Below are 15,248 nucleotides of genomic sequence, written 5' to 3'. Positions count from 1 at the left end.
CCAGGCCTTGAGGGTGCACAGCACCTGGGCGGCGAAGGCTTCGTGGATCTCATAGAAGTCGAAATCGCCAAGCCCCAGCCCCTCCCGGGCCAGCATGCGTGGTACCGCGTAGGCCGGCGCCATCAGCAGGCCCTCGGTGCCATCGACGAAGTTCACCGCCGCGGTCTCCCCGGTGCGCAGGTAGGCCAGCACCGGCAGGTTGTTGGCCGCGGCCCACTCCTCGCTGGCCAGCAGCACCACCGAGGCGCCGTCGGTCAAGGGTGTCGAATTGCCGGCCGTCAGGGTGCCGTTGTTGCGGTCATAGGCCGGCCCCAGCCCGGCGAGCTTTTCCAGGCTGGCGTCGGCGCGCAGGTTGTTGTCCCGCGCAAGGCCGCGATACGGCGTCATCAGGTCGTCGAAAAAGCCCCGCTGGTAGGCCGCATTCAACCGTTGGTGGCTGGCCAGGGCCAGTTCGTCCTGGGCCAGGCGCTTGATCTGCCAGCGCTTGGCCATTTCTTCGCAGTGCTCGCCCATGGACAGGCCGGTGCGCGGCTCGCCGTTACGCGGCAGCAACGGCTTGAAGAACATCCCCGGGCGCACCTTGAGCAAGCTGCGCAACTTGTTACCGGTGCCCTTGGCGCGATTGGCCGCGAGCAGGGTGCGACGCAAGCCCTCGTTGATGCCGATGGGCGCGTCGGAGGTGGTGTCGGAGCCCCCGGCGATCCCCACCTCGATCTGCCCCACGGCGATCTTGTTGGCCACCAGCAGCGCCGCCTCCAGCCCGGTACCACAGGCCTGCTGGATGTCATAGGCCGGGGTCTGCGGCGACAGCGTGGTGGACATCACGCACTCGCGGGCCAGGTTGAAGTCCCGCGAATGCTTGATCACCGCCCCCGCGGCGAACTCCCCCAGGCGTTGTCCGGCAAGACCGTACCTGTCTACCAGGCCTTGCAGGGCCGCCACCAGCAGGTCCTGGTTGCTGTCGTTGGCGTACACCGTGTTGGAACGGGCGAACGGAATCCGGTTGCCACCGATGATCGCCACCCGGCGCACCGGCGCCGGATTGAAACTGTACTCAGTCATTACCGAGCTCCCCAGGTCAGTAGGCCGCGCATGTGGGGCTTGTCGCCCGCGCTGTTGCGCACTTCGAATTCATGGCGCGGGCCGTCGGGCACGCGACTCCACAGGCTCACCGAGGCCGGCAGGAAGATGGGCAGCTTGAACTCGCAATCCAGCTGCGCCGCAACCAGTGGATGCGGTGGTTGTTGTGCCGCCAGGGCCCGGCCCAGGGTCCACATGCCATGGGCGATGGGCCGGCGGAAACCGAACAGCCGCGCCCCCAGCCAGGAGGTGTGGATCGGATTGAAGTCGCCGCTGACCTTGGCGAAACGCCGGCCCAGGTCCCCGGCCAGGCTCCAGCGTTGGGTGCGTACCAGGGCCTGTTCGTCCAGCTCCAGCGCGCCCGCCCAGGGTTCGCCCACAGGGCCGGAGACGCCCCGGCGCAGGTACAGGCTGTCGCCCTCCCAGACCAGACCGCCGCCACTGAAGGCACGAGTGGCGATGGACAGGGCCTGGCCCTTGGGATGAGCCACCCAGCGTTCGGCAAAGACTTCCAGGCGCAGGGCCTGGCCCTCCTCCAGGCGCTGATGCTGGCGAATGCGGTTGGCCAGGTGGACCATGCCACTGGCCGGATAGGGAAAGGTCCGGCTGGTGAGCAGCAACAGATGCAGGGGAAACGCCAGGGTATGGGGGAACGACAGCGGCACCCCATGTTCGCGGCGGAACCCGCAGGCCTGGGCATAACGGGCGACCTGCGTCGCCTGCAGCTCCACCGCCGGGCGCACCAGGCGCTCGGTAGGAAGCTGCGGTGCAGTCTCCAGCTTGGGCTTGCGCAAACCGCGCAGGCCGTCGTAGAGCAACTGGCCACGGGACGGTGGCGGCTCGATGATGCGAATCGCGGAATCGGCGCTCATGGCTCAGGCTCCCAGCAGGCTTTGCCCGCAGACGCGGACCACCTGTCCATTGATCCCGCCGGAAGCCGGATGGGCCAGCCAAGCGATGGTCTCGGCCACATCCACCGCCTGCCCGCCCTGGGACATGGAGTTCATCCGCCGTCCCGCCTCGCGGATCATCAACGGGATCTTCGCGGTCATCTGGGTTTCGATGAATCCCGGAGCCACGCCGTTGACCGTGATCTGCTGGCGGGCCGCCAGGGGCGCCAGGGCCTGGACCAGGCCGATGACCCCGGCCTTGGAGGTGGCGTAGTTGCTCTGGCCGAGATTGCCGGCGATACCGGAGATCGACGACACGCAGACAATCCGCCCGCCTGGATTGAGCCCCTGCCCCTCCAACAGCGCCTGGCTGAGCAGCAACGGCGCTTGCAGGTTGACGGCCATGACCTTGCGCCAGGCGGCCTCGGTCATCTTCGCCAGGGTCTTGTCCAGGGTGATGCCGGCGTTATGCACCACGATATCGAAAGCGCCCTGCTCAGCGACGAACGCCAGCAGGCGCTGGCCGGCATCGGCCGCGGTGATGTCCAGGGCCAGGGCGCTGCCACCCAGGCTGGCGGCGGCCTGTTGCAGCTCGGCCTCGCTCTGCGGGATGTCCAGGCACACCACCTGGGCGCCTTCGCGCGCCAGGACCTTGGCGATGGCCAGGCCGATGCCGCGACAGGCGCCGGTAACCAGGGCCCGGCGCCCTCCCAGGGGGCGCTCCCAATCCAGCTGCCGAGGCACATCCACCGGTTCGCCGATGCGCACCACCTGGCCCGAGACATAGGCCGAGCGCCGGGACAGGAAGAAACGCAGGCTGCTGTCCAGCTCGGCTTCGGCACCGGGCTCGACATACAGCAGTTGTACGGTGATGGCCCGGCGCAGTTCCTTGCCCAGGGAGCGCACGAAACCTTCCAGCGCGCGCTGGGCCACGGCCTGGGCCAGTTCCGTACAACGCTCCGGCGGCGTCCCCAGGATCAGCACCCGGCCATGGGCGGTCAGGCGCCGGACGTTGGCATGGAAGACGCGATACAGCTCATCGAGCTGGGCGACGTCGCCCAGCCCGGTGGCATCGAACACCACGCCCTGGACCTTCACGGTCGAGGGCGCGTTGATGCTTGCGGCCTGCGCCGCCACGATATCGGTGGCGGCGAAGATCCGTTGCAGCTCGCCCAGCAGGCGCCCCTCGGGCGCCGCAGCGAGGATCACCGGGTTGATCAGGTTGCCGCCCTGCCCCTCGCGGTTGCGCTGCAGCGGCACCGGTTGTGGCAGGCCGGTGCGCTGGGCCAGCCAACGGCCCCACCCGGAATTGACGAACGAAAGATAACCGTCGGACATATAAGGATTCCAATCAAAACCAGTAGAAGATCAATAGGCCGAATCGCTGGCCGTCACCGCGTCTTCGCTGCTGGCGCTGCGCTTGCGCGAGGCCGGCTTGGCGCTTTGTTCGAAATGCGCCTGGCGTTGTTGCAAGGCCTCCAACAGACCGAAATCCTGCGGGAAGTCGTCTACCTGGATCGCGTGGTCGCCGTATTCCACGTAGCGGTCGAGCAACTCGTCCTCGTCCTGGCTGATCAATTGCAGTTCCCGGGCCTTGAGCCGCCATACCTCGAAGGCGTCGCGGGAGATCGGCAGCGGCCCCAGGGTGCCCTGCTTGATCGCCGGCTTGAGTCGCGCCTCGATCAGCTCGACCTGCGGTTGCAGGCGGAACGCCAGTTCGCCGTAGGCCAGCTTGTCGATATCTGGTTGCGGGATGTAGGAGTCGGCCAGCAGGCGGTCGCGGGTCGCGCCCGGGGTCTGCACCAGTTCCGCCACCTGTGCCAGCAGATGATCGCTGGGCTTGCGCTGAGGGATGCCCAACGGGAAGCTCAGGCCACGAATGATCCGCGCCGCCGCCTTGGACGGGTAGTTTTCCAGCACCTCGGCCAGGGCCTCGTGAGCTCGCAGCAGTGCATCCTGGGCAGCCCAGTGCACCAGGGGCAGGTCGGCCTGGGGCCGGCCGTCGTCCTCGAAGCGTTTGAACACGCAGGACAGGATGTACAGCTGGGAGAGGATGTCGCCCAAGCGCCCGGTGATGCTTTCCTTACGCTTGAGCGCGCCGCCCAGCACGCCCATGGAGATGTCCGAGGCCAGGGCCAGTACCACCGACAGGCGCTCGACCTGGCGGTAGTAAGGCGCCAGGGCCTTGTCGGTGTTGCCCGGGGCCTTGATCAGGCGCCCGCCGGTAACCGCATGCACGGCCGCGCGCACGGTGTTGGCAAAGACGAAGCTGATGTGGCCGAACATGGCGCTATCGAACGCTTCCAGGCCCTTGCGCCCGGCCTCGCGAGCCGCCTCCATCTCGCGGAACACATAAGGATGGCAACGGATCAGCCCCTGGCCGTAGATGATCAGGCAGCGGGTCATGATGTTCGCGCCTTCCACGGTGATGGCGATCGGGCTCTGCTGGTAGGCGCGGGCCAGGAAGTTGTTGGGCCCCATGCAGATGCCCTTGCCGGCGACGATATCCATGCCGTCGTTGACGATGATCCGCGCGCGCTCGGTGACGTGGTACTTGGCGATGGCCGAGATCACCGAGGGTTTCTCGCCGGCATCCAGGGAGGCCACCGACACCCGGCGCACCGAATCACAGGCGTACAGGTGCCCGGACATGCGCGCCAGGGGCGCCTGGACGCCCTCGAACTTGCCGATGGGCAGGCCGAACTGCTTGCGCATCGCCGCATAGGCGGTGGTGCCACGGACCGCGACCTTGCCCAGGCCGACGTTGGACGACGGCAGGGAAATCGCCCGACCGGCGGCCAGGCACTCCATCAGCATGCGCCAGCCGTTGCCCACCTGCGCCGCGCCGCCAATCACCCACTCCAGGGGAATGAATACATCCTTGCCGGTGGTCGGGCCGTTCTGGAACACCGCGTTCAGCGGCCAATGCCGACGTCCGGTATTCACTCCCGGATGGGTGGTGGGAATCAGTGCGCAGGTGATGCCCAGGCTGCCCTTCTTGCCCAGCAGGCCGTCCGGGTCTTCGGCGCGAAAGGCCAGGCCCAGCACGGTGGCGATCGGCCCCAGGGTGATGTAGCGCTTGTCCCAGGTGACACGAAAGCCCAGGACCTCCTGGCCCTCGAACTGGCCCTTGCAGACCACGCCAGTATCGGGAATGGCCCCGGCGTCGGAACCGGCATAGGGGCTGGTCAGGGCAAAGCATGGAATGTCTTCGCCACGGGCCAGGCGCGGCAGGTAGTACTGGCGCTGGGCCTCGGTGCCGTAGTGCAGCAGCAGCTCGGCCGGGCCCAGGGAGTTGGGCACCATGACCGAGATCGCCGCCGCCGAGCAGCGGGTGGAGAGCTTCATCACCACCTGGGAATGGGCATAGTGGGAGAAACCCTTACCGCCGTACTGCTTGGGAATGATCATCCCCAGGAAGCCGGCATCCTTGGTGTACTGCCAGGCCTTGGGCGACAGGTCCTGCCAGACCTGGGTGGTTTCCCAGTCGTTGGCCATGTCGCACAGGGTTTCCACTTCGTTGTCCATGAACGCCTGTTCCTCGGCGCTCAGGCTGGCCGGCGCGGCGCCCAGCAGGCGCTTCCAGTCGGGCTTGCCGCTGAACAGCTCGGCATCCCACCACACGGTGCCGGACTCGATGGCCGCGCGTTCGGTATCGGACATGGCCGGCATGATCTTGCGAAACATCGCCAGGGCCTTGCTGGTGAGCAAGACACGGCGCAGGGGCTTGACCGTCATCAGGGCCGCTGGCAGCACCACCAGCAACACGCCCAGGACCAGCCCCAGGGTGCCCACCAGGCCCAGCAGATGACCAGCCGCCAGCCACACCAGGCCGGCGCCCAGCCACAGGGCCGCGCTCGCCTGTCGATACGCCAGGGCCAGCGCCGCGGCAACTCCCACCAATAACCAGACAATCATGGAATACCTCTCTTGTTCTAACGAGACAGCTCCTTGGAGCCCGGGCGTTGTGCCGGCCCCTCGGAAACCACACTACAAAGGAACCAAGCGCGTTTCAAATTTTATTTTGAAATTTTTATTTAACGAATTTCAGCAAAACGAAATGGCCGAACGGAGTCAGCCTGGGGGTTGGAAAAATGAATGAAAACGGGCCCTGGAACGGCCCGTTCAGCCAACGACAGCAGCGCAATCCTTTGGCGCTGCCGTTGTGTCTTGCAAGGTTCAGCCCTTAGAAGTGATAAGTCGCGGAAAGGCTGACCACCTCGCCCTTGGCGTTGACCTTGCCGTCCAATCGCGAGGCACCGAGACGATCTACGTTCTGGGTCTTGATCTTGGCTTCCTTGACGAATTGCCGCGAGTAGGCGCCGTCGATGGTCAGGCCGGGAATGGCCTTGATGTCGTAACCAAAACCCAGGGAAGTGAACCAGCGGTCGTTGTCCGGAATACGCGGGTCACGCGTCTCGTTCCGGGTAGGAGTCTGGTCATAGGCCACACCGGCACGCAGGGTCAACTGGTCGGTAAACCGGTAATCGCCACCCAGGGAGTACATCATGATGTTCTTGTACTTATAGGGGATCGACACCAGGGTATTGCCCTGGGACTTCAGGGTCAGGTCCTCGAATGACGACCACTCGGTCCAGAGCATGCTGGCACCCAGGGTGAAGCGATCATCGAAGACATGTACCCAATCCAGGCCGATGGTGGCCGGGATGTCCAGCTTGGCCGAGGCTTTGGCACCATCCGGGTTCAGCGTCAGGCCAGGATAAGCTGCTTCCACCAGCGGTTTCCCGTTAATCACGGGCGCTGTCATAGCATTGCGCCCATACCCATCGGCATAGATGTTGTAGTTCCCTTTCATATTATTCTTGATCTTGGCGTGATAACTCAGGCCAAGAGTGTCGCGATCCGTGGGTTTCCATACCACACCCGTGAACCAGCCCACCGAGGTGTTATCCACCTTGACGCGCATCAGGTTCGACCCGACTCCTGACGGCAAGAGGGCTCCTCCTAGTCCCGGGGAAACTGCGGCTGCGCCGGTAAGGTTGAGGTTCTGGCTGACGAAGCCCTTGCTGTGCTGGACGATGACACCGGCACCCAGGGAGAAATCGTCGCGAACCTTGAAAGACAGCGAGCCGGTCAGGCCCACCGTCTCGATCTTGGTATCGACCGCGAAATCGCGGATCTTGGAATTGTTCTGATCCCAGGTGCTACGCATGCCCATGGGCACCACTTGGCTGAGACCGAAGGCGAACCGATCATTGATCGGCATCACCATAAAACCTGTTGGCAACCAGGCGGTGAAGCCACCCTGGCCACCGTTGCCATCCAGGGGCACCGGGCCACTGGTGGGAACACCATTGTTATCAACCGGCAAGATAGTTGCGGGGTTGCCCTGATAGTCGTAGGCATCGCCCTTGTATTTCATCTTGATGCGGGCATAGTCGACCGTCATCTGGGCCACGTTCTGATCGATGAACGCCATGGCCGCCGGGTTGTTGAACGCCGCACTGGGATCATTCTTGAACAGCGAGCCACCACCAAAAGCCCGGCCCCATCCAGGAGCACCATAGGTGGGCGTGGAGAAGCCGCCTGCCTGCACGGTCTCGATAGCGCCAAAACTCCCCAATATGGCCAGTGCTACTGCGGCCCGCAGCTGTTGTTTCTTATTATCCATGCCCCACTCCTTATTATTATCGATAGCAACCGACGCTGCAGGGCAGCCCTTGTCTGCAGATCACCGCCTCTTGCGAGGCGGTGTCCTTCAGCGGGTGATCAGCCCTTGGTTCCAGAGAATGCTTAAATCACTTTCGCTTTTGGCGATGGCTTGGCGTTCAGGACATCAACGGTGCAACCACCGGCCAGAGACTGAGGCGAGCTCAGGCTGATGGAATTGGTGGAGTTGCTCCAGGCCACGTTGATAGTGGTCGGACCGCAGTTGGTGGCTGGGAAGAACGAAATGCTGTAGCCGACGTTGGTCACAGTACCGGCGGTAGTAGAGGAGGCGCTCAGGAGCCATGGCAAGCCGGTGATCTTGGGCAAGTTGCACAGCGCATTGCTGCCACTGACAGTCGCCCCCGTGATGCTGGCCACGCCGTTGTTGATGGTGCCGCTGAAGTTGATATCGCAGGTTACTGCTGCACCAAACGACGAAGGCGAACGTACGGTGATGCTGCCGCCCGGAGTGGTGAAGTTGCCGCTCGTAGCTCCGCTATCGAAAACGATGCTGGCAGCGTTCGCCATGGAGGCAGCGCCCAGGCAGGTGAAAAGAGCAGTAGCGGACACGAGAGTTTTGATGCCTTTCATTGTTGTTTTTCCTCACATGTATGGCGATTTATTCGCCGGGGGTTAATGGCCCTGAACGAGACGACGCGGAGAACAACGACCGAGCTTCCCTTTCCAGCCAAATCTTCAATTCGTTTTATAGGTACACCGTCGATTCAGGGCGCCACCCGGAACGTGGGTGGCATCTGGATCGATACGGTCTTGATGGTGCAGCCGCCGTCGAGGCTGACCTGGGCCGCTTCGAGCTTGCCGGTGCTGTTGTTCCAGCTGCCTTCGGCGGTGCTCGGCCCGCACTCGCCCCCCACCAGGGGTGCGTGCACCGTGACTCGGATACCGGACATGGCGCCGCTGGTTTCATCCTTGGCGACCAGCTTCCAGGGCAAGTGCGTGGCTTCGACCTGGCCACACTTGAGCCCGCCGCTGAAATCGACTTTCTCGACACTGGCATAGCTGCCGTCGGCGCTGACCTTGCCGCTGACCTGGATGGTGCAGTCGGCGTTGATGATGCTCTTGGCGAAACTGATGGGGCCCTTGGCGGTGAACGGCGTATTGGCTGGCTCGATACGCGCGGCCTCGGCCGCGCCCATCAGCGACACCCCCACCAGGACCACGAACAGACGGGCTGCGAATAGCGGTGAGATAGACATCCGTGACTTCCTTACAGTTGCTTATTGTTGTTGTCGGTCAACGTGTTCAAGGACTTCTGTCTTGCTTTGCTCACCGCTCAAGGGGCGAATCACAGGCGAACACAACCTGTTCACGAGCACTTGAGGCGGTGAGCAGTAAAGCTAAAAGCGGTATCTCAATCGGTTGCGTTGAAGCCGTAACGCTTGAGGATCTCGGCGCGCTTGGCCGGGTGGATATTGGCCAGCCGCACGTCACCCGAGTAGTGGGCCAGCACCCGGTGATCCATCAGCCGGCGCCAGAGGAACGGGACGTAGGCCCAGACGATCATGGTGGCGTAGCCGTAGGGCAGTTGCGGGGACTCGTCGAAGTGGCGCAAGGCCTGGTACGCACGGGTCGGGTTGGCATGGTGGTCCGAATGCCGCTGTAGTTGGAACAGGAAGATGTTGGTGACGATCCGGTTGCTGTTCCAGGAGTGACGTGGCGAGCAGCGCTCGTAGCGACCGTTGGCCTGTTTCTGACGCAGCAGGCCGTAGTGCTCCACGTAGTTCACTACCTCCAGCAGGGAGAAACCGTAGATGCCCTGGATCACCAGGAACGGGATCACCGCAGCGCCCAGCCAGGCGATCAGCACGCCCCACAGCACCGCGCTGTAGGCCCAGGAGCTGAGCACGGTGTTTTTCCAGTGCAGGGTTGGCAGACCCTGCTTGCGCAACCGCTCGCTCTCCAGGTGCCAGGCCGAACGCAGGCTGAACCAGACGGTGCGAGGCAGGAAGCTCCAGAACGACTCGCCGAGACGCGAACTGGCGGGGTCTTCCGGTGTGGCCACGCGGACATGGTGCCCGCGGTTGTGCTCGACGAAGAAGTGTCCATAGAAGGTCGAGGCCAGGGCAAGCTTGGCCAGGAACTTGGCCATCGGCAGGTTCTTGTGCCCCAGCTCATGGGCGATGTTGATGGCGATGCCAGTGGCCGCCCCGGTGGACATGGCCATGCCCAGGTAGGTGAACCAGGTCACGCTGCCGTGCAATTGCGAACGTTCGGTAACGAATGCCGCGAAGTTCGCCAGGCCGCCCTGCAGGTGCAGCTGTTCGCTCAGCTGGACCAGGCCCCCGGCCATGATCCAGTCCACCCCATGGACCGCCATCCAGGCGGTGACTATCAGGGACAACACCGAGAGCACGGCGCAGCTGTAGACGATGAAACGGTAGTAGGGTTGTTTTTCCAGGTCTGGAACGGCGGATTCAGGCGGGTTGCTGGTGTCTTCGCCAATCAGACCGTCGATCAAGGGGATCAGGCCGAAGATCACCAATACTCCGATCCACCAGGACAGCTGGATTCCGGTAAGGAGCGCGAACACTCCAGACAACAAGGGGGTGATCATGGGCAAGGTACCCAGCCACCACAAGTGACGCTTGCCATCGGTCCAGACTTGAGGTGCCGCCACTGAAATACTCATGGCAGCCTCCGCAGGATGGCAGTGGACAAGGATGCTATAAAGGAAAGCGCATCAGCGCTGTCCGAAGCGTGAATGAATGAAGATGAAGCGTGAAATGGCGGTATTTTCATTATTTTAACCACTCAATTGCACTTTCAAAAAAAACATTCAAAACATTTTTTTAAAAGAAATAGCGCGGATTCGATAGCTCGTCAACTATTTTTTCAGTCTGTTCTGAATGTCGCCCATAAAGCAGTTACAGCTGCTGCCAAAGTCGTCGCCGGGCCCCCGAAAGCACCCCGCACCACGCCCCTAGCCTGCTCGTGATGCCGCGAACGGCGGATGCAGTATGGTCGCGCTACGCTGCGGCCCGGCCTGCCCGGCAACGTGCCGGATCATGGCGACCACCCGTTCGACCGCGGTAATGGGCAACATGTGCCCGCGACCTTGAACGATCTCCAGCGCCAGGCCCGGCACTTTGCCGACCATTGACTCGCCATGCCTGCGGTAGCTCAGGACCGGGTCCCTGGAGCCGTAGATCAGGCCCACCGGCAGCTTCAGGCTCGGGTAATGCTTGACCATGTCGATCAAGGCCCGGTTGACCACGGCAATCTCGCTGGAGGCGTTATAGAAGTTGCTCGTACGCATGCCCAGCAAGCCACCGCCACGCACGTCGAAGTCCTCTGGCACCGGGTCCGGGGCGAATACCGCCTTGACCAGCTTGTGGCGCCCGAGCATGGCCATGGGCGCGGCCAACGTCAGTGACATCCAGCGGCGCAGCAAGGCCGGCCGCACGCCAAGGGACAGGAACACCAAGGGCAACATTCGTTGCGGGTGGGTCAGGGGCGCCACCAGGACCAACCCCGACACAGACTGCGGGTGATTCAGCGCCAGCGACAAGGCAATGGCGCCGCCCAGGGAATGGCCAAGCACCAGAGGTTGCCCAAGATCCAGGGTCCGGATGAATCTGGCGATCAGACTGGCCTGGGCCGGCAAATCCGCTGGCGCCCCACGACGGCGGGTGGAATAACCGGAGCCGGGGCGATCAAGAGTGATGACGCGGAACTGCTCGCGCAGCTGTGGCGCCAGGGAATGGGTCAGGTTGCGTGCGCAGCCGGACAGGCCATGAATCATCAGCAGTACCGGCCCCCTGCCCTCATCGGTGTAATGCAAGCGCTCGCCGCCGACCTCAAGGAAGCGTCCGTTGATCGGTACCTGGCTTTCTATCTTGCGGTCGATACGAAAACTCACGAGCCAGAGCACCACACTGACCACCAGGAACACCGTCGCCGCTACCAGCCATTCCATACCATGCCCCCTTGAGCTGACCTGTCTTGCGCGGCAACCGGATCAATGATCCGGCCCGGCTTGTCGCCCTGGCCTGGTAGCGGCTGTGGAATCCCATCCGCGTCAGCTCGGATGGGCCCGCAAATCCACAGGCGACGGGCACAGGTGACATTTCCAGGCGATTTATTTAAATTAATTTTTAAAACATTATTTTAAATTGTGCAATCCTGAGTTTTCAGCCACCGACGAAAGTCACCCAAGCGTCACTACAATCGAGGTACACACCATGAATGCGTACTCGCCACCCGACGGCCCCGAGGTCGTCGACATCGCCATCATCGGCGCCGGCTTTGCCGGCTTGTGCATGGCGATCAAGCTCAAGCAGAGCGGAATCACGGATTTCTTCGTCGCCGAACAGGCCGCCACCCTGGGGGGGACATGGCGCGACAACCACTACCCGGGCTGCGCCTGCGACGTGCAATCCCATGTCTATTCCTTTTCTTTCGCCCCCAACCCGAACTGGACCCGGCAATTCGCCCCGCAACCGGAAATCCGCGAATACCTGGAGACCTGCGCCCAGGATTTCGCCCTGGCGCCCTACCTGCGCTTCAACATGGGCCTGGAACAGGCCGTGTTCGATGAGGACCGCGAGCGTTGGCAACTGCGCTTCAACAATGGCCGCCGGGTCAGCGCGCGGGTCCTGGTGTCCGGCATGGGCGGCCTGTCGCGCCCGGCGATCCCGGACATCCCTGGGCTGGAGGACTTCACCGGCAAGCGCTTCCACTCCCAGCAGTGGGACCATCGCTATTCGCTGCAAGGCAAGCGGGTGGCCGTGATCGGCACCGGGGCCAGCGCGATCCAGTTCGTGCCCAAGATCGCCCCGCGGGTGGCCCAGCTCAAGCTGTTCCAGCGCACCCCGCCGTGGATCATGCCCAAGCCCGACCGGGAGCTCGGCACCCTGGAGCGCTGGGCCTTCAAGCACCTGCCCTTCACCCAGCGCCTGGCCCGTTCGGCGCTGTATTGGGTCCTGGAAAGCCGGGTGATCGCCTTTGCCCAGCGGCCAAAACTGATGAAGGTGGTGCAGCGCGTGGCCCTGCGCCATTTGCGCAAACAGGTGCCCGACCCTCTGCTGCGCCAGCGCCTGACCCCCGACTACACCATCGGTTGCAAGCGCATCCTGATTTCCAACGACTACTACCCGGCGTTGTCCCGGGGCAACGTCGGCGTGGTCAGCGAAGCCATCGAGCGGATCGAGGCCGATGCCGTGGTCACCGCCGACGGTAATCGCCATCCAGTGGACTGCATCATCTTCGGCACCGGCTTCCAGGCCACCGACCCGCTGCCCCACGGCCTGCTCTTCGGCCGGCGTGGCCAGGACCTGATGGACTACTGGTCCCGCGGTGCCCACGCCTACCTGGGCACCTGCCTGCCGGGCTTCCCCAACCTGTTCATGATCATCGGTCCCAACACCGGGCTGGGGCACAACTCGATGATCCTGATGATCGAGGCCCAGGTGGACTACATCCTCAAGGCCCTGGAACGGATGCGCCAGGAGGGCATCGGCACCCTGGAGGTCAAGGCCGACGTCGAGCGCCAGTACAACCAGCGCCTGCAACAACGCCTGGCCGGGGCCATCTGGTCCACCGGCGGTTGCCGCAGCTGGTACCTGGATCCGCGCAGCGGGCAGAACACCACGCTCTGGCCCGGCTCCACCTTGAGCTTTCGCAAGGCCGTGCAGCACTTTGAGCTGCAGGACTACCTGGCCAGCCGCCTCCCGGCTGCCGCTGTCGCCAGCGCGCCGGTCATCGCGCGCCCACTGAACCTGCAAGAGGCCGCCACCCATGAAGAACTTTAACGGTAAAGTCGCCGCCATCACCGGCGCCGCCTCGGGCATGGGCCGCGCCCTGGCCGTAGCCCTGGCCCGGGAGGGCTGCCACCTGGCCCTGGCCGACAAGAACCCCCAGGGCCTGGCCCAGACCGTGGCCCAGGCCCGCGCCGCCACCTTGTTGCCGTTGCGCATCAGCAGCCAGGAACTGGACGTCGGCGACCGTGACGCGATGTTCGCCTGGGCCGCCGCCAGCGCCGCCGAGCATGGCCAGATCAACCTGATCTTCAACAACGCCGGCGTGGCCCTGTCGAGCACCGTCGAAGGCTCGAGCCTGGCGGACCTGGAGTGGATCGTCGACGTCAACTTCTGGGGCGTGGTGCACGGCACCCAGGCCTTCCTGCCCTACCTCAAGCAGGCGGGCGAAGGCCACGTCATCAATACCTCCAGCGTGTTCGGGTTGTTCTCGCAACCGGGCATGAGCGGCTACAACGCCACCAAGTTCGCCGTGCGCGGCTTTACCGAATCCCTGCGCCAGGAACTGGACCTGCAAGGCAACGGGGTCTCGGCCACCTGCGTGCATCCGGGCGGTATCCGTACCGAGATCGCTCGCACCAGCCGCATCAGCGACAACGTCAAGGGTTTCCTGATCGACAACGAACAACAGGCCCGCGACGACTTCGAGAAACTGTTCATCACCTCGGCAGAAACCGCGGCCAAGGTGATCCTGCTGGGCGTGCGCAAGAACAAGCGGCGGGTGCTGATCGGCCGCGACGCGCATGTTCTCGACCTGTTCATCCGCCTGTTGCCCAGCGCCTACCAGGCGCTGGTGGTGTGGGCCAGCCGGCGCATGGCGCCCAAGCCTGGCAAGCAACGCGCACCCGTCTACGAACCCCAGGACGAGCGCGGCCTCTAGGCCGCCTTGCCCTGTCTAGAGGAGCGACAGCCATGCTGCCCATCCGCCGCGACATCCAGGTCGAACTGCCTGCCGAACGCATTTGCGACTGGCACGAACAAGGCAGCCACGTGACCCATTTCTTCAATGCCCTGTCCCTGCTGTTTCCTTCCGGCGAGCTGTTCTTCATGGACAGCGTGCGCCACTACCGCGAGCGCATCCACGACCCCGAGCTCAAGCGCCAGATCCATGGCTTCATCGGCCAGGAAGCCATGCACAGCCGCGAACACCAGCACTACAACGACCTGCTGCAGGACGCCGGCTTGCCGGCCCACCTGCTGGACCGACGGTTGCGGATGATCCTCGACTTCCAGAAGAAGCATTTCGCACCGGCGTTCAACCTGGCCCTGACCATCGCCCTGGAGCACTACACGGCGATTCTCGCCGACCTGCTGCTGCGCGACCCCAGCCGTTTCGGCGCTTCGGTCGAAGGCTACCGGCAGATGTGGCAATGGCACGCCCTGGAGGAAACCGAGCACAAGGCGGTGGCCTATGACGTGTGGAACACCGTGCTCAAGCCAGGGCCCAAGCGCTACCTGATCCGTACCGGCACCATGCTGTTCACCACCCTGACCTTCTGGCTGGTGGTGTTCGATTTCCATGTGCGCATGTTGATCGCCGATCGCAAGCGCGGCGGCCACTGGCGCGGAATGTGGCAGGTGATCAAGTACCTGTACGGCCCCAAGGGGGTGTTCCCACGGATCGCCCTGCCCTGGCTGCAGTACTTCAAGCCGGGCTTTCACCCCTGGGACCATGACAACCGCCACCAACTGCAACGCATCGATGGCCTGGTGCAGGACATCCAGCAGACTCGCGCCGCAGCGACCAAGTGACGTGGACCGACCACCCTCGATCGACCATCCGCCGGCAGCGCCCCTGGCTGCCGGTACTCATCCGGCCAGCCGCCGGACA

General features: G+C 63.8%; 12 protein-coding genes. 3 read left to right on the top strand and 9 right to left on the bottom strand.

Annotated elements, in window-relative coordinates; genetic code table 11:
* The 9 genes from H7A76_RS13025 to H7A76_RS12985 all read right to left on the bottom strand — a co-directional run.
* Window positions 1–1,062, bottom strand: a 1,062-nt coding sequence (locus tag H7A76_RS13025) for an acetyl-CoA C-acetyltransferase (RefSeq protein WP_185698860.1), incomplete at its 3' end; no start/stop codon positions are given.
* Entirely contained in the window at window positions 1,062–1,952 is an 891-nt protein-coding gene (locus H7A76_RS13020; protein ID WP_185698859.1) for a MaoC/PaaZ C-terminal domain-containing protein, read from the bottom strand. The genes H7A76_RS13020 and H7A76_RS13025, both read right to left, overlap by 1 nt.
* Window positions 1,953–1,955: 3 nt before the next feature.
* The gene (locus H7A76_RS13015) at window positions 1,956–3,308 is read right to left on the bottom strand and encodes a 3-oxoacyl-ACP reductase (protein ID WP_185698858.1); all 1,353 of its coding nucleotides are present in this window, start codon (window positions 3,306–3,308) and stop codon (window positions 1,956–1,958) included.
* Window positions 3,309–3,338: 30 nt separating this feature from the next.
* Complete coding sequence (locus H7A76_RS13010; RefSeq protein ID WP_185698857.1) at window positions 3,339–5,888, bottom strand: acyl-CoA dehydrogenase; 2,550 nt, start codon at window positions 5,886–5,888, stop codon at window positions 3,339–3,341.
* A gap of 268 nt (window positions 5,889–6,156) precedes the next feature.
* Entirely contained in the window at window positions 6,157–7,602 is a 1,446-nt protein-coding gene (locus H7A76_RS13005) for an outer membrane protein transport protein (protein ID WP_185698856.1), read from the bottom strand.
* Window positions 7,603–7,724: 122 nt separating this feature from the next.
* Window positions 7,725–8,231 (bottom strand): alkane oxidation protein activator PraB, encoded by a 507-nt coding sequence (praB, locus tag H7A76_RS13000; protein ID WP_185698855.1) that lies wholly within the window; start codon window positions 8,229–8,231, stop codon window positions 7,725–7,727.
* A gap of 134 nt (window positions 8,232–8,365) precedes the next feature.
* Window positions 8,366–8,857, bottom strand: a complete 492-nt coding sequence (praA, locus tag H7A76_RS12995; RefSeq protein WP_185698854.1) for an alkane oxidation protein activator PraA — start codon at window positions 8,855–8,857, stop codon at window positions 8,366–8,368.
* A 155-nt stretch (window positions 8,858–9,012) separates the two neighbouring features.
* Window positions 9,013–10,290: an alkane 1-monooxygenase gene (locus H7A76_RS12990; protein ID WP_185698853.1), complete on the bottom strand. Its 1,278-nt coding sequence runs from the start codon at window positions 10,288–10,290 to the stop codon at window positions 9,013–9,015.
* A gap of 291 nt (window positions 10,291–10,581) precedes the next feature.
* Window positions 10,582–11,577, bottom strand: a complete 996-nt coding sequence (locus tag H7A76_RS12985) for an alpha/beta fold hydrolase (RefSeq protein WP_185698852.1) — start codon at window positions 11,575–11,577, stop codon at window positions 10,582–10,584.
* A gap of 265 nt (window positions 11,578–11,842) precedes the next feature.
* Between H7A76_RS12985 and H7A76_RS12980 the strand changes: the two genes are divergently transcribed.
* The 3 genes from H7A76_RS12980 to H7A76_RS12970 are packed head-to-tail and all read left to right on the top strand — an operon-like array spanning window position 11,843 to window position 15,169.
* Complete coding sequence (locus H7A76_RS12980) at window positions 11,843–13,411, top strand: NAD(P)/FAD-dependent oxidoreductase (protein WP_185698851.1); 1,569 nt, start codon at window positions 11,843–11,845, stop codon at window positions 13,409–13,411.
* Window positions 13,398–14,297 (top strand): SDR family NAD(P)-dependent oxidoreductase, encoded by a 900-nt coding sequence (locus tag H7A76_RS12975; protein WP_185698850.1) that lies wholly within the window; start codon window positions 13,398–13,400, stop codon window positions 14,295–14,297. Before H7A76_RS12980 ends, H7A76_RS12975 begins: the two co-directional genes overlap by 14 nt.
* Before the next feature lie 32 nt (window positions 14,298–14,329).
* Complete coding sequence (locus tag H7A76_RS12970) at window positions 14,330–15,169, top strand: metal-dependent hydrolase (RefSeq protein ID WP_185698849.1); 840 nt, start codon at window positions 14,330–14,332, stop codon at window positions 15,167–15,169.
* Window positions 15,170–15,248: the final 79 nt, after the last annotated feature.

This window comes from Pseudomonas sp. MSSRFD41 (assembly GCF_014230245.1).
Lineage (GTDB): Bacteria > Pseudomonadota > Gammaproteobacteria > Pseudomonadales > Pseudomonadaceae > Aquipseudomonas > Aquipseudomonas piscis.
This window is presented reverse-complemented; position numbering and strand designations above follow the sequence as displayed.